Genomic DNA, 24,639 nt, shown 5'->3' with positions numbered 1-24,639 from the left:
GGTTTTCTTCTGCCCGTGCTTGACGATCAGTCGCCCGTTCGGCGGGCGGCAATGCTGTATTCAGTGGCTGGTTCCACCGAGGCGATCAGATCTCCTTGCCCGTTGATTTCCCAGACCAGCTCCGCATCCTGCTCCTTGAGCGCCGGATCAACGGAAAGGCATTTCGCCAGGATCTGCGGGAAATCGCTCATATATTCACGCATTGCGGGTGGCAGTGCCTGCTCGCATTCGGCGGCGCTTTCGTAGACGGGTGCGGGGGCCGGCAATTCGGTGCAGACCGCCAGATTGTCGCTGCAGCCGACGATCAGTAACAGGGCGGTGAAGTGTTCCATGGCGCTTTCCTCTCGCCATGGAAACGTACCGCGCCGGGGGCGGGTTCCGGGCATCCCGCCACATAAGTGCGAAATCAAACCAGATTGATCAGGGTCAGGACGGCCACCACCGCTGCCAGGATGAGAAGCGCCAGCCTGAAGTAGCCGAAAGGTCCGTAGTTCGGCCCGGGGGGCAGGGGATCGTCGTGTTCTTCGCTTCCCATGGCGAGGCGCGCCGCATCCTCCGCGTTATTTGGGAGTCCATTCATACTGGCCATCCGTTTTACCGGTATTTAGCGGGTGCGGCGGACGAGCCCGGCGATCAGTGAAATGGCAAGCAGGGCCAGGAAGATGTAGAAGATGATCTGGGCGATTCCTGCTGCCGTCCCGGCTATGCCGCCGAAACCGAGCGCACCGGCGATGATCGCCACGACCAGAAAAATCAGAGCCCAATAGAGCATTTGTCGAATCTCCCTCATGCACGAACGCCCAACGCGCGCGTGCATGCATTGGTTCCGCAAAGGAAAAGCCGCCCGAAGGCGGCTTATGGCGGCTTTCCCCGATGTCGTGGTCTATCTCGTCAAGCCGCGGCCCGGGCCTGGTGGTCGAAGAACAGGGCTTGGCTGATCAGGGCCTTCACCATGTCCGGGTTGAAGGGCTTGGTGACGAGGAAGGCCGGTTCCGGCCGCTCGCCCGTCAAGAGCCGCTCCGGGAAAGCGGTGATGAAAATGACAGGCACGGGCGTTGTCGTGAGGATCTCGTTGACGGCGTCGATGCCTGAGCTGCCGTCAGCCAGTTGGATGTCGGCCAGCACCATGCTGGGCTTGGCCTTCTCGAACAGTGCCGTGGCCTCCTGATGTGTGCGCGCGGTGCCGACGACCCGATGCCCAAGGCTTTCCACCAGTTCCTCGATGTCCATCGCGATCAGCGGTTCGTCCTCGATGATCAAGATGTCGGTAGCGACCTGGCGCGAAATCTCGTCGCTGGCTTCGCGCAGCAGCGTGTTCAGCCGCTCTTCGTCCACGTCGAGGATCTCGGCGGCTTCCTCCGGCTCGAACCCTTCAACCGCGACAAGCAGAAAGGCTTGCCGCGGCTGCGGCGCAAGGGCGGACAGGTTGGCGATCGCACGTTGTTCCCAGGCGGATGTGGGCCTGGCCTCGGGCACGCGAATTTCGAAAGTGCCGAACAGCTTGGCAAAGAGCTTGAACAGCGCAATGCGGTCGCTTGATGCTTTGGGAAAGATCGAAGTGTCGGCGATCAGTGCTTCCAAGGTTGCTGCCACCAGCGCGTCTCCGCTGGTCTGCGAACCGGATACGGCACGCGAGAACCGACGCAGATACGGCAAATGCGGGGCAATTCTGGCTGACAAGCTCATTTTTGACTTGATCTCCCTCAATGAACGGAACCGTGCTTCCGGCAAACAACCAAGCTTGAACGCCCGGTGGCCACAAAAGTTCCATCCCATTTGGAACATTTCGCGGCGGATCGCGTTGGGAAAAGAATTTGGACACTGTTGACAGCGATACACGATGACCAAACCATTCAAGGAACTGGGGCGTAATACGGGTAAAGAGAAGGGCATGACGCATCAGAAGGTCGAAAATAGCCGCACTTCCGGAAAGCGCAATTCCGCCGAGGACCCCTTGGGTACCAACTCCGAGATAGGCCGCAAACTCAGACAATATTACGACGAATTGGTCTCGGACGATATTCCGGATCGTTTCAGTCGGCTGCTGAGCGAACTCGAAGAACGCGAGATACCTCAACCGGCGACGAAAGAGGATTGAGCATGGGTGAGAATCCGAGCTTCCGCGACGGCTTGCTGGCGGCGGTGCCGACCCTGCGCGCCTTCGCGGTCTCGCTGGCGAAAAACGCCGACAGGGCCGATGATCTGGTTCAGGAGACGCTGGTCAAGGCTTGGGACAAGCAGGACAGCTTCCAGCCGGGCACCAACCTCAAGGCTTGGCTTTTCACCATCCTGCGCAATGAGTTCTATTCCCAGATGCGCAAGCGCAGGCGCGAGGTCGAGGACAGCGATGGCAGCATCACGGCGCAGCTTTCGGTCCATCCAAGCCAGCACGGCTCTTCCGACCTCACCGATTTTCGCAAGGCGCTGGACCTGCTTCCGGAGGACCAGCGTGAAGCGATCATCCTCATCGGTGCTTCGGGTTTCTCTTACGAGGAGGCGGCCGAGATCTGCGAGTGTGCCGTCGGTACGATCAAGAGTCGGGTGAGCCGGGCTCGAACCCGACTCCAGGAGATTCTCGCGATTGAAGGCGAGAGCGACTTTGGTCCCGACGCGCTGAGCGCGCAGGTGACGAAATCAGCGGTCGCCTGACCGGGTGCGCTCGATCGCCGCTGACAGTGCCTGGACCAATTCCCGGCCGACAAAGGGTTTGCCGACGATCGGGATTTCTGGAAATGCGGTGAAAAACGGTTCGCTGCCGGCATAGCCTGTGGCGAAGACGAAGGGAATTTCCTTCCGCATGAGGTGCAGTCCGAGGTCACGGTTCCACTCCTCGCCGATGCGTGCGTCGAGAATCGCCGCGTCGACTTCCTCGAAGCTGAGCGTTTCGGAGCGAAGATTCTCATGCGAATTGATGGTGAATACCCTCGCCGCGCCATCATCGTAGCACAGCTGTTCGACCTCCATGGCGATAAGGGCCTCCTCCTCAACGAGAAGTATATTCAGCCCCTCCAATAATTTTGCCGACAAGGTGCCGCCCCTTCGTTTCATCCCCCTGGCGTTCTCACAAATGCGGATTTGCCGTCATTTAAAAATGACACGCCTCTGCGATGCATTTTGGTGGTGAAGGAGGTGCCGGAAGGGATCAAAGAAGCTCTGAAAGATCGCCGTGTCAGGGCAGGCGGGAGTAGCGGCGGCGCTTTTCGTGGGTCAATCCCCAGTTGAAGCCCGGGATGATGTTGCGGGCGATCGCGAAGGCGATGAGCAAGGCGGGGATGGCGATGAAGCCGCCGATCGGTCCCCAGAGCCATATCCAGAAGGCAATGGCGAGAAAGACGAGGAAAGGGTTGAGCGTCAGTCGCTTGCCGATAACGGTGGGCGTGACGAACTGTGCTTCTATGGCGTTCAACATCAGATAGACCAGCGGCGGCAGCAGGCTGCCCGCGAAACTCTGGAAGCTGGCCAGTCCCACCCCGAACAGGATTGCGGCCATGATCGCCGGTCCGATATAGATGATGAAGTTGAGAATGCCTGCCATCGCGCCCCAAAGGGGTGCGGAGGGTACGCCGATCAGCCACAGCGCTAGGGTGACGGCCAGACCGAGACAGATATTGATGATCGTTATGGAAAGCAGATAATTGGAGACAAGCTCCTCGACATCGCGAAAGATGTGAGAGGCGCGCCAGCGCAGGTTGCGCCCGGAGCACATTTTCAGAATGGACAGGCGCGTGTCGTGCCGGGTGGCGATGAAGAAGTAGAGGCTGGCGAAGAAGATCACCACCTGGGCAAGCACCGTGGGCGCCAGGATCGCGAAGCTCTCCATCGCCGAGCCTTCCTCCACGGAGACCGTGACCTCGGCTTCCCCGGTGACGTTGCGGATCTCTTCGCGCAGGCTGCGCATCGTCGCGAGCGGTTCGGAAAGACTCGTCAACCGAAACTGCAGTTCGTTCCATATCTGCGGAACCCGCCCGGCCCAGGAGGTCAGGGGAGCGGCAAGCGCGGCAACCAGGAACCCGATCACCAGGACGAACAACAGCACCGATGCCGTCGCGGAAAAAGCGGGCGGAATACCGCGCCTTTCCATCCGCAGGGCGATCGGCGAGAGCATGAGGCCGACAACCACTGCGAGGGCGACGGGGACAAGCAGGAAGCTGCCGGCCTGGAGGATAAAGAAAAAGGCCGTGACGCCGAGGAAGACCAACGCCGCCTGCGCGCTTCGCGCGAGCCACACCTCGAAACCCGGCCTCGGTGGGCTGGGCGCGGCGCCAGGCCTTTTCCTCTCGGTGGCTCTCATGGTGCTCCGGCGGGATTGAACGACATAAAACGGGCCTGGGGTGCGAAGGTTCCCAGAGGCGGTTGCAAGGATCCCGGAACTTCGCCATGGATTGTGCGTTTCGGTTGAAAATGAAAGGAGAGGACAATGGCAACAACGGGCGCAAAGGGATCGAAGGATAGCGACACCGCGCAGGGCGATGCGCAGACGATCAACGCCGACATTCAGCAGCTGCGCGAGGATATCGCCCAGCTCACCGAGCATTTGCGGGAGACGGGGAACCGCTCGATGTGGCGGGCGCGCAAAGTCGCGAAGGAAAGCGCCGAACAGTTCCGGGGGAGTGCGGAGGAAATGCAGCATGACCTCACGGAGGCTGTGCGGGAGAAGCCACTTACCGCGCTTGCGCTGGCGGCCGGGGTGGGCTTTCTCTTTGCCATGATCATGCGACGCTAGCGGGGCAACTATGCTTGCCCGATTGTTCGCGCTGCTCGCCACCGGCGAAGCCGATGTCTTGAAGCGGCGCATCAAGATCGCCGTGGTCGCCTATACGATCGCGGGGATCGCGGCACTTCTCGCGCTCGTCTTTGTCATCCTCGCCGGTTATCTGGCGGCCGCCATTCGTTGGGGCGCCATAGACGCGGCGATAGGTTTCGCGGTCGGATTTGCCGTCCTGACCGCGATTGTCTTTGCCGTCTACAAGATCGTCGCCGGTGCGCAGCGGCGGGCCCAGCAGCGCCGGCGTGCGGCGGACGCCAGCACTCTTGCCGGCGCATCGGCAATGGCCATGCTGCCCGCCTTGATGAGCAAGAAGGGCGGCGCGGCTGCAGTGCTTACCGCATTGGCCGGCCTCGCCGGTTTTGCGGCCTACCGCGAGTATGAGCGTCGGTCGAAGCGCGAGCGATGATCGGTCCCGCTTCGACCGAAGACATGGAGTGCAGGCATGAACGACAAGGTGCCACCGAAAAAGGCCAGGCAGGGACGCGAGGGCTTTCCCGTTCTTCTGGTTCTTCTTGGCGGAATCATTCTGGCGGGCGTCGTCTGGGTGGGCGTCGAGATCTATGGCATTTTCATCGACGAACAACAGCCTGTCGAGACGCCGCAATCGACGGAGATTCCGATCGACGAGCCGCAATCCATGGAGCCACAAGACTGACGCGTCGGCGAAAGGAAGGACCGGAACCATGAGCAAGGCTGCAGATGTACTGAAGCCGCGCATGCATGCCGAGAGAATGGATGTCGGTCTGTCCGCTACGGACAGAAAGGAGCTTGCCGGCGGCCTGTCGGAAATCCTCGTCGACACCTACAGGCTGCTGATCAAGACGCATATCTATCACTGGAACGTCGTCGGGCCGCTCTTTCACGCGGTTCATGTCTTGACCGAGGAGCAGTACAACGCGCTCTTCAACGCCACGGACGTGATTGCCGAGCGGGTCCGGGCGCTCGGCCATCATGCGCCCGCCGGCCGCGGCGTCGATACCGCGATCGAACTCGACGCGCCGGGTCGCTCGGCCATGGAGATGGTCGAGGACCTGATCGTGGACCACGAGGAAGCGGTGAAGAAGATGCGGACCGTCGCGACCGCGGCCGATGAGAAAGGCGACCTCGTCACTACCGACATGTTGACGGAACGCATGACCTTTCACGAAAAGGCGCTATGGATGCTGCGTGCGACGGTGGCGGAGTAAGTGTCCACCGCTTCGACGCCTAACTCTCTTGAGACTCCGTCGGCACAAGAACGCGCAGCGCCCTCGGGTGCTGGCGAATATGAATGTCCCGGTCCAGCGGACAGAGTTCGCCGTCGATCGAGCATTTGAGCTCGCGCCGCGGAGCGAGAACCCTCAGCCGCACCTCTCCGGCCTCGTGGATTTCCACCTGCTCGTTCTGCCGCCACCGCCCGATCGCCATGTTGAGAAAGTGCACGATGAGGTCGGAGCGTCGCCGAGCGCGCGTGATATAGATGCCCAGCACGCCGCCGTCGGGACTGTCGGTATAGGGCAGATGACCCTCGCCGTAGAGATTGTTGGTCACACTGATGCTGGCGGTCTCCGCCAGGAGTTCGGATTCACCCATGGTGAGCGAGACTCGCAGGTTCTGCGGGTTGAGAAGGGTTGTGATCGCGGCCCGGGCCGATGCGGCGATCTTGCCAAGGCGACCGCGGAACGGCATCTGAGTGCGCAGTCTGATGAGCTGCGGGTGCATGCCGATCGAGAATTGGTGCACGAAGGGGCGTCCGTTGAGGCGTGCGATGTCGACCTCGCGCACATGGCCTTTCGCCAGCGCGGTTACAGCGGCCTCGAGGTCCAGCGGGATCGCAATGCTGCGGGCAAACAGGTTCATCGTGCCCGCCGGCAGTACGGCGAGGATCTTGCCGCTTTCAGCAACAAGCCCCGCCGCCAGCGAAATCGTCCCGTCTCCGCCGCCCACCAGCACCGCATCCACGCCATCATCCCGGCAAGCCGCGCGCAGGGCTTCCTCGATTTCGTGGCCGTCGACCTGTCGTGCCGCAACGCAATGGCCGGTTTCGGTGAAGGCCTGGACGATCTCTTCTGTGAAACGGTCCAGATTCATGGTGCTGAACGTGCCGCCGTCTCGGTTCAGCACGGCGCGTATGTGCATGGACGTTCTTCTTCCAATGTGGTCCGGTGTCGCTAGAAACAGGGCAGGTCGTGTTTCGTTCCGTCTGTCGATACCGGCGTATGCGGAACCGTTTCTTTGGCTCGACGTTCTAGCCACGTGATGGCCGCACATCCGATCCTCACTGCCAAGCTCGGTCGGATGCGCGGCCATGTACAGAAAACTGCACATGGAGAGCTTATCATGATCCGCAATCTTTTGGCGACCACCGCAATTGCCACCTTGATGGCAGGCGGTGCGTTTGCACAGGACACGATGCCCGCCGATCCGAGCGTGACACAGGATCCGGCGGCGACAGATCAGCAGCAGACGCCGATGACCATCCACGCCGAGGGAAGACTTGCCTCGAACCTGATGGGCGAGAGCGTCTATAACGGCACCGGAGAAGAAGCCGAGAATATCGGCAAGGTCACCGACCTGGTCATCGATCAGGAGGGCGACATCCAGGCGATCGTCGTCGGCGTGGGTGGCTTCCTCGGGATAGGACAGAAGGAAGTCGCGCTGGAATACGACCTCGTACAGTGGTCGGAGCGGGACGACGGCGAGCGCTATATGGTGGTCGAGACCACTGCCGACGCGCTGGAGAACCAGCAGGAGTTCGACCGTGCGGCCTACCGGCCGATGCCGGCGGACGCCGACGTTGCCGAAACACAGCCGGCGACCGCTGACGACCTGGCCGCCGCGCCGGCGCCTGAGGAGGGTTCCGAGGACGCTACGGGTGAAACCGCGATGGCGCCCGCGGACGATCAGGCGGGCATGGACCAGGCCGGCGAGACGACAGCCACCGCGCCTGCGGACCAGACCGCGCCGGCGGACGGTGCTGACGATGCGATGGCCACCGCCACCGACGAACAGCAGCCGAGTGATGATATGGCCGCCGCCCCCGAGGAAGGGATGAGCGAGCAGACGACGACGGCCGCAACCGATGAGGAGCCGGCCGAAGACGTGACGGCTGCCGAGGATCGTCAGGACCGCCCCGCCGAGGAGACCACGGCGGCAACCCAGGACCAGGCCGCGACCGACCGGACGCAGACGGGTGCGATCGACCGCAACTCGTTGCAGAATGCCGGGCAAGACCAGATCCGCGCCGAAAACCTCACCGGTGCCAATGTCTACGGCGCCAATGAGGAGGACATCGGCGAAGTGGGCGACGTGATCCTGACGCCGGATGGCGAGATCGATGCCGTGATCATCGATGTCGGCGGCTTCCTCGGGATAGGACAGAAGGAGGTTGCGGTCGGTCTGGACAACATCTCGTTCATGACCGACGAGAACGGCGACCTTTACCTCTACACCCAATACACCCAGGAAGAACTCGAGGCGCAGCCCGAGTACGACGAGGCGAGCTACACCGAGCAGCGTGATCAGCAACGTCTGCAGTAGGTCCCTCGGTAGGCAGCCAGAGCCCCGCACCGGGCAACCGGTGCGGGGTTTTTTCTGTGCCGGGGCGGGAGAATGTGAGACTGTCTTTCTTCGCCGAACAGTGCATCCATCGGATGGGGACTGTTGCGGCAGAGCACGGCGTCTCATCTGAGGCGGGGACCAGACCGGTCGGCTGAACGTCGAAAGGATACAACCATGCTCGACTCGATCCAGGGCATTCATCACATCACCGCAATGGCGCGGGACGCCGCCAGGACGGATGGGTTCTTCACCCGGGTGCTAGGCTTGCGCCGCGTCAAAAAGACGGTGAATTTCGACGCGCCGGATGTCTATCATCTCTATTACGCGAACGGTTCCGGCCAGCCGGGAACCGTCATGACCTATTTTCCCTTCCCGAACATCGCCCGCGGTACGCACGGGGCTGGGGAGGTGAGCACCACCGTTTTCTCCGTGCCCGAAGGCAGCCTTGCTTTCTGGGAGAAGCATCTCGCCGCCAACACGGTGAGCGGTGTTCGCCGCGGCACATATCTGGGCGAGGCGCGGCTTTATTTCGACGGTCCGGACGGTGACGGCTTTGCGCTTGCGGAAGCGGCCGAGGATACGCGGGCGCCGTGGCAGGCGGCCGGCATACCGGACGAGCATGCCATTCGCGGCTTTCATTCCGCCAAACTGACATTGCGGGACCTTGGGCCGACTGCGGATCTGTTGCAGCTCATGGGCTTTCGCGAGGAGGCGCGTGAGGGTGGCATGCACCGTCTGGTGCGGCCGGATGGAAACGGTGCCGCGATCATCGACCTGGAAGGCGATCCCGCGGCCGCACCGGCGCGCCAGGGTGCAGGTTCGGTGCATCACATCGCCTTTGCCGTTGCCGACGCGGCGGCGCAGAAGGGCGTCCGCGAGGCGCTGGTCGCCGAAGGGTTCGGCGTCACGCCCGTGATCGACCGGGACTATTTCCTGTCCATCTATTTCCGCGAGCCGGGCGGCGTTCTGTTCGAGATCGCCACCGACGAACCCGGGTTTGCGCGCGATGAGGACCCGGCGCATCTCGGCGAGGCGCTGAAGTTGCCCGAGCAGCATGCGCATCTGCGTGCGCATCTCGAAAAGCACCTTCCGCCGATCGGGGAATAGGCCCATGTCGACCGATGCCTATGTGCACCATGTGGTGAGCGCGGGGCCGGGCCGGCCGCTGCTCTTCCTCTTTCACGGTACCGGCGGTGACGAACGCCAGCTCCTGTCGCTCGGGCAAGGGGTCCTCCCGCAAGCCGGCATCGTGGCGCCGCGCGGAGACGTCAGCGAAGGCGGCGCGGCGCGCTTCTTCCGGCGCACCGGCGAAGGCGTCTACGATATGGAGGATCTGGCGCGCGCGACGGAGAAGATGGCGGGCTTCGTGCGCGCGCACGTGGAACGGGAGCGACCGAGCGCCGTGCTCGGCCTCGGCTACTCGAACGGTGCCAACATTCTGGCGACGGTCGTTTTCGCCGCGCCGACGCTGTTCGACGCGGCGGTGCTGATGCACCCGCTCATCCCTTTCGCACCGCGCCTGAAGGGCGATCGGCTGGATATGCGGCTGCTCGTTACCGCCGGCCGGCGGGACCCGATCTGTCCGCCGGAGTTGACCGAGAGGCTTATGGCCCATCTGGAGGCCAGCGGGGCGGAGGCCGAGATTTTCTGGCATGAGGGCGGTCACGAGTTGCGCCCAGGCGAGATGGACACCGCAGAGCGTTTCCTGCGCGGTTATGGAAAAGAGAGGAATGACGATGATTGATGCCTCCCGCATCGAATTTCACGACCTCGGCACGAAGGGCCGCTATGTCTATGCCGATGGAGGGGAGGAGGCGGAGCTTACCTTTACCAAGGCCGGGACGAGCCAGATCATCATTGACCACACGGAAGTGCCGACCGCGTTCCGGGGGAAGGGTGTTGGCCAGGCCCTTGTGGCGCATGCGGTGGAGACCGCGCGGATGCAAGGCTTGAAGATTACGCCGCTTTGCCCCTTCGCGGCGTCGCAGTTTCGCCGAAACCCGGAATGGCAAGACGTGCTGGCGCGCTAGATCAGTTCACCGTTTCACGGAAACGGTGAACTGATCTAAGCATTTGATTCCATGCAATTCCTGACGGAAAACCGGCCCCCACTTTTCCTGGAATTGCTCTAAAAACCTATCCGGTCGGAAAAAAGCGCCCCTTGATGGACCCGAACTGCGGGACCGTGAAGGGGCGCTGCCAGTACATACGTAACGGGCGGCCTCAAGCCGCCTCGGCCAGCGAGGCCTTCGCGCCCGCTTCGACGAAGATGCGATGCAGCGTCTTCACCGCCTTTTCCCGATCCTCGCTCGCCACGACGAACTGGACGTCGACGCCGCGGCCGGTCTCTTGTGCCGAGATCGGCCTGATGCCGGCCTCCGACAGCGCCGTCAGCCCCTTGAGCATGATGTCGAGTCCCCTCAGGTCGCGGCCGATGACCGAGACCATTCCCGCGCGCCGCGTGGTGATGCGGGCGGAAGGGTAGAGTGCGGCGAGATCCCGTTCGACGCGGCGGATTGCCTTCAACGGCGCCTCCACGTGATGAACGATCGAGTTGGCATTCGACACCTTGGAGACGATGCGCACACGGTGGCGCGTCAGCATCTCGAGAATGGCGGCGTCGTAGCCCTTCACGCCCACCATGTCCTGCTCGAAGACTTCCAGCGAGGTGACGGAGAGACCCGTCACCATCTCCACGCCCGGCCCGTCGGCGGGCTCGGCGTCGATGAGCGTGCCGGGGTCGTGCGGCTCGAAGGCGTTGGCCACGCGCAACGGAACGCCGGCCTGGCGCAGCTTCTTGGCCGCTTTCGGATGGATCGCTTCCATGCCCATGTTGGAAAGCTGGTCGGCGATATCGTAGTTGGTGCGGCCGATCTTGCGCACGTTCTCGGCCCCCACCAGCCGCGGGTCGGCACTGGAAAGGTGGAACTCCTTGTGGATGATGGCCTCTCTCGCGCCGGTCTGGGCGGCGATCGTGGCGAAGGTCACCTCCGAGTAGCCGCGGTCGAACTCGCGCATCAATCCCTCCCGGCACTGGGCGTAGCCGGTGACGATGGGCAGCTCGCGCGCGAAATCGACCTCGGCGAAGGCCGTCTCGATGCGATCCTTAAGGTTGGGCTGAGATTCATCGCGCCAGCCCGTCAGGTCGATCAGGCGCGCGTTGACGCCATGCCGGCGCAAAAGCAGAGTGAGGTTGTTGGCCGAATGCGCCTCGCCGAGCGCCGACAGCATCTCGCGGATCGTTTGCATGTGCTCGGCGAGCTGGAAGTGCCCGTAAGAGCATAGGCGCTGCAAGTCGATCAAACAGCCGCGCGCGCCCTCAATGCGCTCGCGCACGAAATCGTCCGCGGCGTGCCGGTCGCCGGCATCGTCGAACATTTCGGCGTTGATCTCACGCATGGCGCGGCTGGCATCGCTCAGCGCGTCCATCCAGCCATGCTCGTTGTCCGCGTGGGCAAACAGCGCATAGACGCCCGGCTCGCCGGATTTCTTGTGCTCCAGCAGCTTGTCGGTGATGCCGCCGAAGGCGGAGACGACGAAGACGCGGCGATAGAGCGCCTCGCCTTCGCGCTTGCCGATGAGAATGGTGTCGATGAGCTCGCGCGCCCGGCTCATGGACGTACCGCCGATCTTCTCGACGGTATGGCCGGGTCGCGCGTCCTTCGGGGCGCCGCGATCCAGCGCGGCGCTTGCCTCTTGCAGTCGTGTCATGGCTTGGGGCCTTGCCTCCTCGGTCAAACCAGCTTGCCGGTCACCACCTCGACGGCCTTGGCCTCGCCGCGCTGAGCCAGGAAATCCGGGCGCGGCTTCTTGGCGCCAAAAGGCTCCTCGAGTTGGTTGGACATGGCATTGAAGACGAAGAACGCGTTCGAGCGGGGGAACGGCGTGATGTTGCCGTTGGAACCGTGCATCGTGTTGCAGTCGAACAGCACCAGCGTGCCGGCCTTCCCGGTGGCGGCGTGGATGCCGTGCTCGCCCGCGAGCTTCTTCAGTGCCTCATGCGATGGGACGCCGACCTCCTGCTTTTTCAGCGAGGATTTGTGGTTGTCCTCGGGCGTCTCGCCAGCGCAGGCGATAAAATGCTTGTGGGAGCCCGGCATCAGCATGAGCGGGCCGTTGAGCGCGTCGTTGTCCGTCAACAGCAGGGAAGCGGAGACAGCGCGCATGCGCGGCATGCCGTCCTCGGCGTGCCAGGTCTCGAAATCGGAGTGCCAGTAGAATTCCTTGCCGGTGAAGCCCGGCTTGTAGTTCAGCCGCGACTGGTGGACGTAAACGCTGTCACCCAGAAGGAAGCTGACGATGCCGGCCAGACGGCGGTCGCAGGCGAGGCGGTTGAAGAGCGGGCTCTGCTCGGGCAGTTTGAAGATGGTGCGCACCTCGTCCGAGTTCGGCTCGGTGATGACGCTGTCTTCTTCCAGGTTGCGCTCGCCGCCGCGCAGCGCCGCGGACTCGGCCATCAGCGCCTTCACTTCTTCCTCCGAGAAGAGGTCCTTGAGCACGAGGAAGCCGTCGCGGTCGAACTGGTCGGCCTGCTGGGCCGTCAGCGGGGCATCGGGGCGCCACTGGCTCCACACGGTCCTGTCCGCGCGCGGCAGCCAACGCTCCTGTGGCAGGCGGGTCGGATAGGGATCCGGTCTTCGTTCATGTGCTTGATTGATCGCAGACATGGTTATTCTCCTTCTTCTTTTGGTTTTGTCGGCGTGGGATCACGCCGACTCGGCCTCCAGTGCGTAGGAGCCATCGTCCTGGTGAACTTCGTTGCCCGTCACGGGCGGGTTGAAGACGCAGGCCATGATCATGGGCTTTTCCGCGTCGGCGCGCAGGATGTGCTTGTCGTGCTTGTCCAGCGCATAGACGACACCAGGACGAATCTTGTGAATCTCTCCGGTGGCACAGTCCTCGATCGAGCCTGTTCCGTCGACGCAATAGACGCTTTCGAGGTGGTTCTTGTAATGCATGGGCAGTTCGGCGCCGGCATGAATGGTGGTGATATGGAAGCTGAAGCCCATATTGTCCGACTTCAAAAGCAGCCGGACGCTGTCCCAGCCCTTCGAGAAAACGTGGCGCTCGGTGTTCTTGGCTTCGTTCAGATCACGCACGATCATTCTGTTACTCCGCGGCAATTTTCGTGGACTGGGCAATCTCGCTCACGGCCTCTTCGAGAATGTCGAGGCCGCGGGCGAAGGTCTCTTCGTCGATGGTGAGCGGCGCGAGCACCTTCACCACCTCGTCATGGGCGCCGGAGGTCTCGATAACTAGGCCGTTCTCGAAGCAGCGGGCGCAGATCTCGCTCGCCAGTTCGCCGGAGCCGACGTCGACGCCCTGCATCATGCCGCGGCCCTTGAGGCGTGCGGCGGACAGCCGATCGGCGATCTTCGCCAGGCGCGACTTCAGATAGGAGGTCTTCTTCAGTACCGCCTCCTGCAGCGTGCTGTCGGCCCAGAATTTCTCCAGCGCGACCCGCGCGGTGACGAAGGCGTGATTGTTGCCGCGGAAGGTGCCGTTGTGTTCGGCGGGGCCGAAGATGTCGTACTCCGGCTTCACCAGCAGTGTCGCGAAAGGCAGGCCGAGGCCGGAAAGCGACTTCGCCATGGTTATGATGTCCGGCTCGACACCCATCTCCTCGAACGAGAAGAAGGGGCCGGTGCGGCCGCAGCCGGCCTGGATGTCATCAACGATGAGCAGGGCTCCGTGGTTGCGCGCGATCTCGGCCACGCGGCGCACCCACTCACGCGAGGCGGCGTTCAGCCCGCCTTCGCCCTGGACCGTCTCCAGGATGATCGCCGCCGGCGGCTCGACGCCGCTCGAAGGCTCCGACAGCATGCGATTCAGGAAGTCGGCCGTGTCGAGGTCGCCGCCCATCGCGCCTTCGAAGGGCATGCGGGTGACGCCGGAGAGCGGCACCCCGGCGCCGCCGCGATGATAGCCGTTGCCGGTGGCAGCCAACGCGCCCAGCGTGACGCCGTGGAAACCGTTGGTGAAGGCGATGACGTTGGTGCGGCCGGTGACCTTGCGGGCGAGCTTGAGCGCGGCCTCGACCGCGTTTGCGCCCGTCGGGCCCATGAACATCATGCGGTAGTCCATATCACGCGGCTTCAGCACGATGCGTTCGAAGGCGTCCAGGAAGTCCGCCTTGGCGCCCGTATACATGTCGAGCCCGTGGGCCAGGCCGTCGGCCTGCATGTGCTCGATGAGTGCGGCCTTCATATCCGGGTCGTTGTGCCCGTAGTTCAAGGACGAGCAGCCGGCGAGGAAGTCGATATAGTCGCGGCCGTCGTTGCCGGTCAGCGTCGCGCCGGAAGCCTTTTCGAACACGACCGGAAAGCTGCGGCAGTAACTGCGCGCCGCGGATTCGCGGCGCTCGAAGATAGCTTTATCGTCCGTTCGTACGGTCGTCATGATTTTCCCTTCGGATTAAATTGTCGGGGCGTCGTGGCTGAGCCTCTATCAGGCCGCGCTGCGCGCCTCCTCGGGCAGGGTGATCATCACCATGTGTTCGGTGGCGTGGGCCCCGTCGAAATGGTCTTCCCTGCGGAAATAGGGCGCGCTCTTCAGCTTGCCCCCCTGGCTGCGGGCGAAAGACTTGAAGAGCGCCCAGCTCGCCGCATTTTCGGAGGTGATCGTGGTCTTGAGGCCGCGGACATCGGCGCAGATCTCGCGCGCCAGAAGGGCCGAAAGCATTCTCTTGGCGACGCCCTGGCCCTGAGCGCTTTCGTCGACGGCGACCTGCCAGACGAAGAGCGTCGTCGGGTCATCCGGCATCAGATAGCCGGAAATCCAGCCGACGACGGCTCCGTCCGACTTGCGTTCGGCGACCACGCAGGTGTCGCTGAAATGGTCGCACTGCAAAAGGTTGCAGTAGAGGGAATTCTCGTCGAGGGGCTCACAGGCTCTGATCAGGCGCCAGACATCCGCACCATCCTCGGTGCGCGGGGTGCGAAAGGTAATATCGCCTGATCGTTTTCGAACAAGCTGGATGTTGTTGCTTTGCATGACACTCCTCTCTGCGGGTCGGAATATTACGATGGACGAAGGATATTTCAACAGGTGAGATGGAATTTTTGGCTTCGATGCCGCGCAAAGCCCGCTTTCCACCTGATTTTGCGGACGAATTTATTCGCTAATCAAATCATATTTTTTCTGTTATCAAGGTGATAATCCCTCCTGCATTCGGCTCGCTCATGGAAAACCGCACCCAAACCAGCCTCATAGCGCTCAGGCGCATCCTGCGTGCCACCGAACTCAACGCCCGCACGCTGGCGCGCGCGACCGGACTGACCACGCCACAGCTCATCGTGCTGGAGATCGCCGCCGCCGCCGGCCGGCTCACGCCGAAGGACATCGCCTCCCGGGCCGGCGTCGGGCAGGCGACCGCCACGGCACTGGTCGACAAGCTGGAGGCGAGGGGGCTGGTGACGCGCACGCGCGGCGAGCAGGACCGACGCGTCGTCTGGGTGGCGCCGACACAGGCGGGACGGGATATGCTGGAAGCCGCCCCGAACCCGCTGCAGCGGACCTTTTCCGAGCAATTCGAAGCCCTGCCGGACTGGGAGCAGGCGATGATCGTGGCGGCCCTGGAACGCGTCGGTGCCATGCTCAACGCCGGCGCCATCGACGCATCCCCGCTGCTCGACGTCGGCGCCGTCGACCGCAAATAGGGTCGTGTGCCGGCGCTGACGGATTCGTGAGCGCGGCGGGGAAATTCTTTGGTCCGCATGCCTCGCCTTCGCCGTCTTTGTTGCTATGTTGAGGGGCCAAGGCGTGCCGCATGCCGTCGCACGCCCCGCAATCTGGGCGGATGATGGCCGAGAACCGAACCAGAGACCGATCGATGTACGGACTTTTCGCGCGCCTCGGGCGAACGCGGGCCGTGGTGCATGGCGCAATGGTGCTGGAGCGCCTGTGGCCGCTTCTCCTGCCGATGGTGGTGGTGGCCAGCCTGTTTCTCAGCTTCGCATGGCTTGGCGTGTTCCGCATCCTGCCCGACTGGGGGCGGCTCGGCCTCCTGGCGGTGCTCGGGCTGGCCGCGCTCTCATCGCTCTGGCCCTTCAGGCACTTGCGCATGCCAACCCGGACGGAAGTCGACCGGCGCATCGAGCGGGCCAACCTGCTCGAACATGCGCCCGTGTCGGCGCAGACGGACCGCCTGTCTGGCGATGGCGACGACGCCTTTGCCGCCGCGCTTTGGCGCGAGCATCAAAGGCGCATGGCCGAGCGGCTTTCGCGGCTGCATGGCGATCTGCCGCAGACCACGGTCCCGGAGCGAGACCCGTGGGGATTGCGGGCGATCGCCGCCCTCTTGTTCGTGGTCGCGCTCGCCTATTCGACCGGTCCCTATGGCGGGCGAATCGCCGATGCGCTTCAGCCGCCGGCCGGCCCCGACACAGCGCCCGCCCGGCTGGACGCCTGGGTGACGCCGCCGCCCTATACCGGCCGCGCGCCCATCTTCCTGACGGCCGAGGCCAATCGCGAGAACCAGGCCTTCACCGTGCCGCAGAACAGCACCGTCTCGGTGCGCGTGAGCGGTGGCTCGGGCGAGGAAACCCTGTCCTTCGTCGATCTCGACGGCCAGCCGCACGCCATCGAGCCGGAGGCGGCGGCGGAAGACGGCGCCGGCACGGCACTCGGCTTTTCCGAAACCCTCTCCGGCGATGGCGCCATCAGCCTGTCGGACCGCGGGCGCGAGATCGCCAATTGGCGCTTCGTCATCATTCCCGACCAGCCCCCGCAGATCCGCTTTACCGAGGATCCGAAAAGGGCGGTGAACGGGGCGCTGGAGCTCGCCTACGAGATCGATGACGACTACGGCGCCACGGGCGCGGAGGCATCGTTCGCTCCGGCGGAGCAGGATCCGGAGGCGCGCCCCCTTTTCGAGGCGCCGGAAATGCCGCTGACCCTGCCGCGCCGCGGCGATGACAAGGCGGCGAAGACATCCCGCGACCTGACCGAGCATCCCTGGGCCGGTCGATCGGTGAACCTCGGGCTCTCGGCCACCGACGGCGCCGGGCAGACGGGCGAAAGCGATATCAAGACTTTCGTGCTCCCCGAGCGCCCCTTCACGAACCCGCTCGCCAGGGCGCTGATCGAGCAGCGGCGGGAACTTGCGCTCGACGCCAACCAGCAGGATCGCATTCTGGAGCTGATGGATGCCCTGCTTCTGTGGCCGGAGGAAACGTTCGACGAACCTTCGCACTACCTGCTCATCTCCGCCGTGCGCGCGCGCCTCGACATGGCCGGAACGGACGATGCGCTGCGCGGCGTCGTCGACGACCTCTGGGAGGTCGCGCTGATCATCGAGGATGGCGACCTGACGGCGGCGGAACGGCGGTTGCGCCAGGCGCAGGAAGCACTCCGGCAGGCACTTGAGAACGGCGCCAGCGACGAGGAAATCGAGCGGCTGATGGACGAGTTGCGCACGGCGATGCAGGAGTTCCTGCGGGAATTCGCCGAGCGCGCCATGCAGAACCAGAATTTCGCCGAGAACCAGGACGGCGAGACGATGCGCCAGAGCGATCTCGAACGCATGCTCGACCAGATCGAGGAACTGGCCCGCTCTGGGGCGCGTGATCAGGCGCAGGAACTTCTCTCGCAGCTCGAAGACATGATGAACAATCTGCAGGCAGGCCGCCCCCAGCAAGGGCAAGGCGGCCAACAATCCGAGATGCGCCAGCAGATGGATCAGCTCGGCGAGATCATGCGCCGGCAGCAGGAGTTGATGAACGAGACCTTCCGCCTCGACCAGCAGCAGCAGGGCCAGCAAGGTCAACAAGGCCAGCAAGGTCAGGGCCGGCAGGGGCAGGGCCAGCAAGGGCAGAACCAGCAGGGCCAGGGCCAGGGCCAGGGCCAAGGTCAGGGCCAGGGCCAGGGAATGTCGCCTGAGGGATTGGCCGAGGCCCTGCGCAATCTACAGGAAGGACAGGGCGGCCTGCGCGGTGATCTGGAGAGCTTGATGGAAGGCCTCGAGGGACTCGGTATCCGGCCGGGCGAAGGATTTGGCGAGGCCGGCGAAGCCATGGGCGAAGCCGAGGGTGCACTTGGCGAAGGCCGTGGCGACCGTGCTGTTGGCGAACAGGGTCGGGCGCTGGAGGCGCTGCGCCGTGGCGCCCAGGACATGATGAACCAGATGCAGCAGGCCATGCAGGGTCAGCAGGGCCAGGGGCAGACCGGCGCGCGCGATGGCCGGACGGGCCGTGACCCGCTCGGCCGGCCGCGGGCGACGACGGGGCCGGATTTCGGCGATTCCGTGGATGTCCCCGACGAGATCGACACCCAGCGGGCGCGCGAGATTCTGGAAGCGATCCGCCGCCGGCTGGGCGACGCGCTGAGCCCGGAGCTCGAGCGCGAATATCTGGAGCGCCTGCTGGATATGCAGTGAAGCTGCCGCTTGAGGTCAATGCAGATCGCGCTCGGCACGTCGGCGAAGGGGGTGCCGGCTTTCCCGGATCGCTTAAGCAATTCCAGGAAAAGTGGCAGCCGATTTTCCGTCCGGAATTTGCGTGGAATCAAATGGCTAGTTCAGTCCAAACGGTGGACTGAACTAGCGCGCTTGCAAGCAGAAAGCCGCTCTCGGAGAAATGTTTTAGCACTCTCAAGGGAAGAGTGCTAAATTTTCACGTCCTGCTACTTGAACACGGGATTCGGCACGCCCAAATCATCCGCGCGCGGCGCCGCGACGGGCCGCGTACCGCGCCGGAAGGACCGGCGCGGGAGGTGCTTCACAGACCGTCCCAGGAGGAAGACATGAAGTTCCGTCCTTTGCATGACCGCTTGCTTGTTCGCCGCATCGAAGCGGAGGAAAAAACCGCCGGAGGAGTCATCATTCCCGACACCGCGAAGGAGAAGCCGCAGGAAGGCGAGGTGCTGGCCGTGGGGCCGGGGGCACGCGCCGAAAACGGCGAACTCGTGCCGCTGGAGGTGATGGCGGGCGACCGCATCCTCTTCGGCAAGTGGTCGGGCACGGAGATTCGCCTTGAGGGCGAGGATCTCCTGATCATGAAGGAGAGCGATGTGCTCGGCGTTCTCGAGGCCAACGCCTCGGCAAAGAAGGCCGCCTGACGAGGGCCTTTCCAGAAGTCGTTTATGCTGCCTAATCGAGGAGTATTGAAATGGCTGCCAAAGATGTGAAGTTTCATTCGGACGCACGCGAGCGCATGCTCAGGGGCGTCGACATTCTCGCCAATGCGGTGAAGGTCACGCTCGGCCCGAAGGGCCGCAACGTCGTGCTCGACAAGTCCTTCGGGGCGCCCCGCATCACCAAGGACGGCGTGACCGTCGCCAAGGAGATCGAGCTCGAGGACAAGTTCGAGAACATGGGCGCGCAGATGGTGCGCGAGGTGGCGTCCAAGACCAGCGACACGGCCGGCGACGGCACCACGACGGCGACGGTGCTGGCTCAGCACATCGTCAGGGAGGGTGCCAAGGCGGTCGCCTCGGGCATGAATCCGATGGACCTCAAGCGCGGGATCGACAAGGCCGTCGACGCCGTGGTGGCGGAATTGAGGAAGAACGCCCGCCAAGTGACCAAGAACGACGAAATCGCCCAGGTCGGCACGATTTCCGCCAACGGCGACCAGGAGATCGGCCGCTTCCTCGCCCAGGCGATGGAGAAGGTGGGTAATGAGGGCGTGATTACGGTCGAGGAAGCCAAGACCGCCGAGACCGAGCTCGAGGTGGTCGAGGGCATGCAGTTCGACCGCGGCTATCTCTCCCCCTATTTCATCACCGACCAGGACAAGATGCGCGTGGAGCTTGATGAACCCTATATCCTGATCCACGAGAAGAAGCTGTCCAACCTGCAGGCGATGCTGCCTGTTCTGGAAAGCGTCGTCCAGTCCTCCAAGCCGCTGCTCATCATCGCCGAGGACGTGGAGGGTGAGGCGCTGGCGACCCTGGTGGTCAACAAGCTGCGCGGCGGCCTGAAGGTTGCCGCGGTGAAGGCGCCGGGTTTCGGCGACCGCCGCAAGGCCATGCTGCAGGACATCGCCATCCTGACCGGCGGCACCGCCATCTCCGAGGACCTCGGCATCAAGCTGGAGAACGTCACGCTTGAAATGCTGGGCCGCGCCAAGAAGGTGGTGATCGACAAGGAAAACACCACGATCGTCGACGGCGCAGGCTCCAAGGACGAAATTCAGGGCCGCATCAGCCAGATCAAGGCGCAGATCGAGGAGACCACCTCCGATTACGACCGCGAGAAGCTGCAGGAGCGGCTGGCCAAGCTTGCCGGCGGCGTCGCCGTCATCCGCGTCGGTGGCTCGACCGAGGTCGAGGTGAAAGAGCGCAAGGACCGTGTGGACGACGCCATGCACGCCACCCGCGCCGCGGTGGAGGAGGGGCTTCTGCCGGGCGGCGGTGTCGCCCTCCTGCGCGCGGTGGGTACGCTCGACCAGGTCGAGGTCGATAACAACGACCAGAAGGTGGGCGTCAACATCGTGCGCCGCGCGATCGAGGCGCCGGTACGCCAGATCGCCGAGAACGCCGGTGCCGAAGGCTCCATCATCGTCGGCAAGCTGCGCGAGAAACCGGACTTCGGCCATGGCTGGAATGCGCAGACGGGCGAATATGGCGACATGTATGCCATGGGTGTCATCGATCCCCTGAAGGTGGTGCGCACCGCGCTCCAGGATGCCGCCTCCGTCGCCGGCCTCCTGATCACCACCGAGGCGATGGTCGCCGAACGGCCGAAGAAGGAGAGCCAGCCGGCCATGCCCGCGGGCGCCGGCATGGATTTCTGACCGTCGGCTCCAGGCGTATGACGAGTGGCGCGGCCGGCGACGGCCGCGCCTTTTTGTTGTTTGAGAATATACCGATTACGCCGCCAGGGCCTCGCCCACGCGCTGCCTGATCTCCGCGAGCGTGAAAGGCTTGTTCACCACGCCCTTGACCGTGCCTTCCAGTTCCGCCGCACGCTCGCGCTGGTCGGCGAAGCCGGTCATCAACAAAAGGCGCAGGGCCGGAAAGGTGTTGGCCGCGGCGCGGGCCATCTCGATGCCGTCCATGGCGGGCATGCGGATGTCGGACAGCACGAGGTCGTATTCGCCTGCGGCGTCCTCGATCTTTTGAAGCCCTTCCATGCCGTCCTCGGCCGTTTCGACCGAGTGGCCGGCGGCGCTCAGGGCGCGGGCGGTGAAGGAGCGGACGGACAGGTCGTCCTCGACGATCAGGAGCTTTGCCATGACTCTATTCTCGCGGTCATTTCTTACGGTTCGCTGAACAAATCGACTGGATGGTGCACTTCAAGTATCGCCCTTCACCACACCGACGAAGGGCAGTTCGCGGAAGGCGTGTCCGACATCCATGCCGTAGCCGACGACGAAATAGTCCGGGCATTCGAAGCCGACGAAGTCCGCTTCCAGGCTTGCCTTGCGTCGCGCGCGCTTGTCGAGCAGTACCGCGATGGAAACGGAGTTGGCGCCGCGGGAGAGCATCAGGTCGCGGGCGAATTTCAGTGTTCGGCCCGATTCCAGGATGTCGTCGATCAAAAGGATGTCGCGGCCCTTCACGTCGTTGTCGATGTCGCGCAGCACCTTGATCTCGCCGCTCGTCGTGCCGGCGCCGTAGCTGGAGATCATGATGAACTCCACCTCCGGCGAAATGCCGGCGTCATGCATGGCGCGGATGAGATCGGCGGCGAAGATGAAGGAGCCCTTCAGGACGGAAACCACCAGGAGATCGCGGTAATCGCGCGCGGCGACCTGCTTGGCGAGCTCGAGATTGCGCTGTGCGATCGCCGAGGCCGAAAACAGGACCTCGATTTTCTTGCCGCGGACCACGGGCATGACGTGAACTACTCCCTGAACGTCACCGAGACGGACCTCACCCCATCCTTAGGCACGGCCAGCCGGCTGGAGAAGGCGAGGCGCTCGCCGGCGGAGAGCGCCGCACCGTTTGTCCCCAGAAAATAGTGCGTAATGTGCCCGTCTGCACCCAATATGTTGATGGCAAGATCCGGCAGCGGGCCGGGTGTCCTGCCATCGTTCACCGCCTCGCCCTCGATGATCAGCAGGTCTCCCCCGGCAGCGGGCTCGATGCGGCTTTTAAGATTGACGATGCCGAGTGCGGTGCCTTCCGCCATCGGTCTTCCGGTTCTTTCGAGCAGCGTGTGCCCGCCGGAGAACCAGAAGGCCGCCAGGAGGGCGGCGGCCGCGAGCGCCCACGGACCACGCCTTCCCGGAGCCGCAGGCCTGGCGACGCCGCGCAGCATCTCCAGCCCCGGCGGAGCTGGCGTGGGCGCGGGGAAAAACCGACCGGCCGACGGCGCGCGCTCCGGGACGCCAGACAGTGCCATGTAGTCGGCATCGATGGTCTCGGCGTCCTCCGATGGGCGCGGTGTTTCGCGCACGGCACCTTCGGCTCCGCGGTACTTCCGCGGGAGCAGATCGCCCGAAAGGGGCGCGTAGATCGGTTTTTCAACCATCCGGGCAGAACCGTTCTTTCGCCGACGCCTTATCGGCGGTAAAGCATAATGGTTAATGCTTCGCCACACGGCTTTCGGCGGCCGTCTTAACCGGCCGTTAACCATAACGCCTGCAGTTCGAGGGTGCGGCAGGGCGCGCGTGGCGATCATCCGCTTCATGCATGACACGCAAGGTCGATCCAGGTGATTCGTTTCGAGAATGTTGGTCTCAGATACGGAATGGGCCCGGAAGTGCTCCGCGACGTCTCGTTCCATCTGCCGGAGCGGTCCTTCCAGTTCCTGAGCGGACCGTCCGGCACCGGCAAGACGACGCTCCTGCGCCTCCTGTTCATGGCGCTCAAGCCGACGCGCGGCCTCATCACGATCTTCGGCAAGGACCGTTCGCGCGTCACCAGGCAGGAATTGCCGCTGATGCGCCGACGCATCGGCGTCGTCTTCCAGGATTTCCGGCTTCTCGATCATCTGACCACCTATGAGAACGTCGCCCTTCCCCTGCGTGTGCGCGGGCGGGAGGAGGCGAGCTACCGGGCCGATGTCGTGGAGCTTCTGAAATGGGTCGGGCTCGGCGACCGCATGCATGTGCTGCCGCCGGTCCTGTCGGGCGGCGAGAAGCAGCGCGCGGCGATCGCCCGGGCGCTCGTGGAGCAGCCGCGCATCCTGCTCGCCGACGAGCCGACCGGCAACGTGGACCCGCAGCTTGCCCGTCGCCTGCTTCGCCTGCTCATCGAACTCAATCGCATGGGGACGGCGGTGGTGATCGCCACCCACGACATCGGCCTGATGGAGCAGGTCGACGCGCGTCGCATGGTCCTGTCGGGCGGGAGGCTGACCATCTATGACTAGCCCGCACGCCAAAGCCACCAAACAGGCCGGTACCCTCGCCGGGACTGCAAAGGCGAAGCTCAGCGAACAGGTGAAGCGGCAGGCCGCCAGACGGCTGGCGCGCAAGCAGACGCCCATCGTGCCACCGGACAGCATCGCCAACCGCGCCATGGTGCTGGTCATCGCCATCATGACCTTCCTTTCCTGCCTGACGCTGGGGGCGGTGACGCTGGTGCGCGACACTGCCGCCACCTGGCAGACGCAGATCGCTCGCGAAGCCACGATTCAGATCAAGCCCGCCGAGGGGCTCGACATGGAGGAGGCGCTGAGCAGAGCGCGCGGTATCGCCGCCGGTCATGCCGGCGTGCGCAGCGCCGAGATCGTCGACCGTCAGGCAACGGCGCGCCTTCTGGAGCCGTGGCTGGGCGCCGGCCTCGATATTGAGGAACTCCCGGTACCGAGGCTGATCATCGTCGCCATCGATCCGGTGGAGCGGCCCGATTTCGCCGCCATGCGCGCGGAGCTGGCGGCGGCGGTGCCGAGCGCGGTTCTCGACGACCACCGGACCTGGGTCGACCGGCTCGTCGCCATGGCGCGGACCACCGTCACGATCGGCATGGCGGTCCTGGTGCTCATGCTCTCGGCCACGGCACTGACGGTGATCTTCGCCACCCGCGGCGCCATGTCGGGCAACGGCCATGTGATCGAGGTTCTGCACTTCGTCGGCGCGGAGGCGTCCTTCGTCGCGCGCGAGTTCCGCAGGCACTTCCTACTGGCGGGTACGCGCGGCGCTGCCGCCGGGGGCGCGGCCGCCGTGATGGTCTTCCTTCTTTTTTCCTGGTGGTCCTCGCGCAACATGGCCACGCCCGAGGGTGACCAGACAGCCGCTCTGTTCGGCAATTTCGCGATCGGCGCTTCCGGTTATGCGGGGGTGGGGGTAGTCGTGCTCCTCATCGCAGCTCTCACGGCGGCGACCTCGCATATTACCGCGATCGGGCATCTCAAGCAGATCGATACCTGATTGGACCGGCCGTGGCGCATATTCACGCTTCGTGTCGCGATGTAATTCTTTTTGCACCGATCTGCTCCGGCG

The 24,639-nt window shown here is 64.0% G+C and carries 31 protein-coding genes; 16 read left to right on the top strand and 15 right to left on the bottom strand.

The features are described from left to right. Positions 1-26: 26 nt before the first annotated feature. The 4 genes from SIN08_RS18050 to SIN08_RS18035 form a co-directional block, all read right to left on the bottom strand. Positions 27-332 (bottom strand): hypothetical protein, encoded by a 306-nt coding sequence (locus SIN08_RS18050; RefSeq protein ID WP_322452990.1) that lies wholly within the window; start codon positions 330-332, stop codon positions 27-29. 74 nt (positions 333-406) lie between these two features. Then, positions 407-580, bottom strand: a complete 174-nt coding sequence (locus SIN08_RS18045; protein ID WP_322452989.1) for a hypothetical protein — start codon at positions 578-580, stop codon at positions 407-409. Positions 581-604: 24 nt separating this feature from the next. Beyond that, positions 605-772, bottom strand: coding sequence for a DUF1328 domain-containing protein (locus SIN08_RS18040; RefSeq protein ID WP_322452988.1), 168 nt, complete (start codon positions 770-772; stop codon positions 605-607). 119 nt (positions 773-891) lie between these two features. After that, positions 892-1,686, bottom strand: a complete 795-nt coding sequence (locus SIN08_RS18035) for a response regulator (RefSeq protein WP_322453293.1) — start codon at positions 1,684-1,686, stop codon at positions 892-894. Positions 1,687-1,891: 205 nt separating this feature from the next. Between SIN08_RS18035 and SIN08_RS18030 the strand changes: the two genes are divergently transcribed. After that, complete coding sequence (locus tag SIN08_RS18030) at positions 1,892-2,098, top strand: NepR family anti-sigma factor (RefSeq protein WP_322453292.1); 207 nt, start codon at positions 1,892-1,894, stop codon at positions 2,096-2,098. A 2-nt stretch (positions 2,099-2,100) separates the two neighbouring features. Continuing rightward, positions 2,101-2,649, top strand: coding sequence for a sigma-70 family RNA polymerase sigma factor (locus tag SIN08_RS18025; RefSeq protein ID WP_322452987.1), 549 nt, complete (start codon positions 2,101-2,103; stop codon positions 2,647-2,649). Here SIN08_RS18025 and SIN08_RS18020 read toward each other — a convergent pair. Next, positions 2,635-2,964 (bottom strand): response regulator, encoded by a 330-nt coding sequence (locus tag SIN08_RS18020; RefSeq protein WP_322452986.1) that lies wholly within the window; start codon positions 2,962-2,964, stop codon positions 2,635-2,637. The two genes, SIN08_RS18025 and SIN08_RS18020, sit on opposite strands and share 15 nt — an antisense overlap. A 205-nt stretch (positions 2,965-3,169) precedes the next feature. Continuing rightward, positions 3,170-4,291, bottom strand: a complete 1,122-nt coding sequence (locus SIN08_RS18015) for an AI-2E family transporter (RefSeq protein ID WP_322452985.1) — start codon at positions 4,289-4,291, stop codon at positions 3,170-3,172. Between the two features lie 126 nt (positions 4,292-4,417). Between SIN08_RS18015 and SIN08_RS18010 the strand changes: the two genes are divergently transcribed. Genes SIN08_RS18010 through SIN08_RS17995 form a run of 4 tightly spaced genes read left to right on the top strand, consistent with a single transcriptional unit; the run spans position 4,418 to position 5,955 of the window. Next, on the top strand, positions 4,418-4,723 hold the full coding sequence (locus SIN08_RS18010; protein WP_322452984.1) for a DUF883 C-terminal domain-containing protein: 306 nt from the start codon (positions 4,418-4,420) through the stop codon (positions 4,721-4,723). Positions 4,724-4,733: 10 nt separating this feature from the next. Then, a complete protein-coding gene (locus SIN08_RS18005) occupies positions 4,734-5,174 on the top strand; it encodes a hypothetical protein (protein WP_322452983.1) in 441 nt (146 codons plus the stop codon). 36 nt (positions 5,175-5,210) lie between these two features. Continuing rightward, positions 5,211-5,423, top strand: coding sequence for a hypothetical protein (locus SIN08_RS18000; protein ID WP_322452982.1), 213 nt, complete (start codon positions 5,211-5,213; stop codon positions 5,421-5,423). 28 nt (positions 5,424-5,451) lie between these two features. After that, complete coding sequence (locus SIN08_RS17995; RefSeq protein WP_322452981.1) at positions 5,452-5,955, top strand: DNA starvation/stationary phase protection protein; 504 nt, start codon at positions 5,452-5,454, stop codon at positions 5,953-5,955. Between the two features lie 19 nt (positions 5,956-5,974). On the opposite strand, the gene SIN08_RS17990 is transcribed toward SIN08_RS17995, so the two are convergent. Further along, entirely contained in the window at positions 5,975-6,886 is a 912-nt protein-coding gene (locus tag SIN08_RS17990) for a diacylglycerol kinase family protein (RefSeq protein ID WP_322452980.1), read from the bottom strand. 201 nt (positions 6,887-7,087) lie between these two features. On the opposite strand from SIN08_RS17990, the gene SIN08_RS17985 reads away from it, so the two are divergent. The 4 genes from SIN08_RS17985 (at position 7,088) to SIN08_RS17970 (ending at position 10,338) form a co-directional block, all read left to right on the top strand. After that, positions 7,088-8,287, top strand: a complete 1,200-nt coding sequence (locus SIN08_RS17985) for a PRC-barrel domain-containing protein (RefSeq protein WP_322452979.1) — start codon at positions 7,088-7,090, stop codon at positions 8,285-8,287. 195 nt (positions 8,288-8,482) lie between these two features. Beyond that, positions 8,483-9,415, top strand: coding sequence for a VOC family protein (locus SIN08_RS17980; RefSeq protein ID WP_322452978.1), 933 nt, complete (start codon positions 8,483-8,485; stop codon positions 9,413-9,415). 4 nt (positions 9,416-9,419) lie between these two features. Then, positions 9,420-10,052, top strand: coding sequence for an alpha/beta hydrolase (locus tag SIN08_RS17975; protein WP_322452977.1), 633 nt, complete (start codon positions 9,420-9,422; stop codon positions 10,050-10,052). Continuing rightward, on the top strand, positions 10,045-10,338 hold the full coding sequence (locus tag SIN08_RS17970; protein ID WP_322453291.1) for a GNAT family N-acetyltransferase: 294 nt from the start codon (positions 10,045-10,047) through the stop codon (positions 10,336-10,338). Before SIN08_RS17975 ends, SIN08_RS17970 begins: the two co-directional genes overlap by 8 nt. Before the next feature lie 193 nt (positions 10,339-10,531). On the opposite strand, the gene SIN08_RS17965 is transcribed toward SIN08_RS17970, so the two are convergent. The 5 genes from SIN08_RS17965 to ectA are packed head-to-tail and all read right to left on the bottom strand — an operon-like array spanning position 10,532 to position 15,301. After that, on the bottom strand, positions 10,532-12,019 hold the full coding sequence (locus SIN08_RS17965; protein WP_322452976.1) for an aspartate kinase: 1,488 nt from the start codon (positions 12,017-12,019) through the stop codon (positions 10,532-10,534). A gap of 23 nt (positions 12,020-12,042) precedes the next feature. Next, a complete protein-coding gene (gene thpD / locus SIN08_RS17960) occupies positions 12,043-12,975 on the bottom strand; it encodes an ectoine hydroxylase (protein WP_322452975.1) in 933 nt (310 codons plus the stop codon). A 39-nt stretch (positions 12,976-13,014) separates the two neighbouring features. Further along, positions 13,015-13,413: an ectoine synthase gene (locus SIN08_RS17955; RefSeq protein ID WP_322452974.1), complete on the bottom strand. Its 399-nt coding sequence runs from the start codon at positions 13,411-13,413 to the stop codon at positions 13,015-13,017. A 4-nt stretch (positions 13,414-13,417) separates the two neighbouring features. Next, the gene (gene ectB, locus SIN08_RS17950; RefSeq protein ID WP_322452973.1) at positions 13,418-14,707 is read right to left on the bottom strand and encodes a diaminobutyrate--2-oxoglutarate transaminase; all 1,290 of its coding nucleotides are present in this window, start codon (positions 14,705-14,707) and stop codon (positions 13,418-13,420) included. Positions 14,708-14,755: 48 nt separating this feature from the next. Then, a complete protein-coding gene (ectA, locus tag SIN08_RS17945; RefSeq protein WP_322452972.1) occupies positions 14,756-15,301 on the bottom strand; it encodes a diaminobutyrate acetyltransferase in 546 nt (181 codons plus the stop codon). Between the two features lie 188 nt (positions 15,302-15,489). On the opposite strand from ectA, the gene SIN08_RS17940 reads away from it, so the two are divergent. From SIN08_RS17940 to groL, 4 genes are all read left to right on the top strand, one after another. Then, positions 15,490-15,966 (top strand): MarR family transcriptional regulator, encoded by a 477-nt coding sequence (locus SIN08_RS17940; RefSeq protein WP_322452970.1) that lies wholly within the window; start codon positions 15,490-15,492, stop codon positions 15,964-15,966. Positions 15,967-16,139: 173 nt separating this feature from the next. Next, positions 16,140-18,683: a TIGR02302 family protein gene (locus SIN08_RS17935; RefSeq protein WP_322452969.1), complete on the top strand. Its 2,544-nt coding sequence runs from the start codon at positions 16,140-16,142 to the stop codon at positions 18,681-18,683. Positions 18,684-19,048: 365 nt separating this feature from the next. Beyond that, positions 19,049-19,363 carry a co-chaperone GroES gene (locus SIN08_RS17930; RefSeq protein WP_322452968.1) on the top strand — a complete coding sequence of 105 codons (315 nt, stop codon included), beginning with the start codon at positions 19,049-19,051 and terminating at the stop codon, positions 19,361-19,363. A 50-nt stretch (positions 19,364-19,413) separates the two neighbouring features. Next, positions 19,414-21,042 carry a chaperonin GroEL gene (groL, locus tag SIN08_RS17925; RefSeq protein WP_322452967.1) on the top strand — a complete coding sequence of 543 codons (1,629 nt, stop codon included), beginning with the start codon at positions 19,414-19,416 and terminating at the stop codon, positions 21,040-21,042. A 75-nt stretch (positions 21,043-21,117) separates the two neighbouring features. On the opposite strand, the gene SIN08_RS17920 is transcribed toward groL, so the two are convergent. Genes SIN08_RS17920 through SIN08_RS17910 form a run of 3 tightly spaced genes read right to left on the bottom strand, consistent with a single transcriptional unit; the run spans position 21,118 to position 22,724 of the window. Continuing rightward, a complete protein-coding gene (locus SIN08_RS17920) occupies positions 21,118-21,483 on the bottom strand; it encodes a response regulator (RefSeq protein WP_322452966.1) in 366 nt (121 codons plus the stop codon). A gap of 60 nt (positions 21,484-21,543) precedes the next feature. Then, complete coding sequence (gene hpt / locus SIN08_RS17915; protein WP_322452965.1) at positions 21,544-22,086, bottom strand: hypoxanthine phosphoribosyltransferase; 543 nt, start codon at positions 22,084-22,086, stop codon at positions 21,544-21,546. Between the two features lie 8 nt (positions 22,087-22,094). Continuing rightward, positions 22,095-22,724: a hypothetical protein gene (locus SIN08_RS17910; protein WP_322452964.1), complete on the bottom strand. Its 630-nt coding sequence runs from the start codon at positions 22,722-22,724 to the stop codon at positions 22,095-22,097. Between the two features lie 183 nt (positions 22,725-22,907). On the opposite strand from SIN08_RS17910, the gene ftsE reads away from it, so the two are divergent. Beyond that, positions 22,908-23,567 (top strand): cell division ATP-binding protein FtsE, encoded by a 660-nt coding sequence (ftsE, locus tag SIN08_RS17905; protein ID WP_322452963.1) that lies wholly within the window; start codon positions 22,908-22,910, stop codon positions 23,565-23,567. After that, positions 23,560-24,567: an ABC transporter permease gene (locus tag SIN08_RS17900; protein ID WP_322452962.1), complete on the top strand. Its 1,008-nt coding sequence runs from the start codon at positions 23,560-23,562 to the stop codon at positions 24,565-24,567. The genes ftsE and SIN08_RS17900 overlap by 8 nt, the downstream gene beginning before the upstream one ends. Positions 24,568-24,639 lie beyond the last annotated feature (72 nt).

This window comes from Chelativorans sp. M5D2P16, from assembly GCF_034427935.1.
Lineage (GTDB): Bacteria > Pseudomonadota > Alphaproteobacteria > Rhizobiales > Rhizobiaceae > Chelativorans.
Note: the sequence above shows the minus strand (reverse complement) of the source record. Positions and strands in the feature narration are given on the sequence as shown.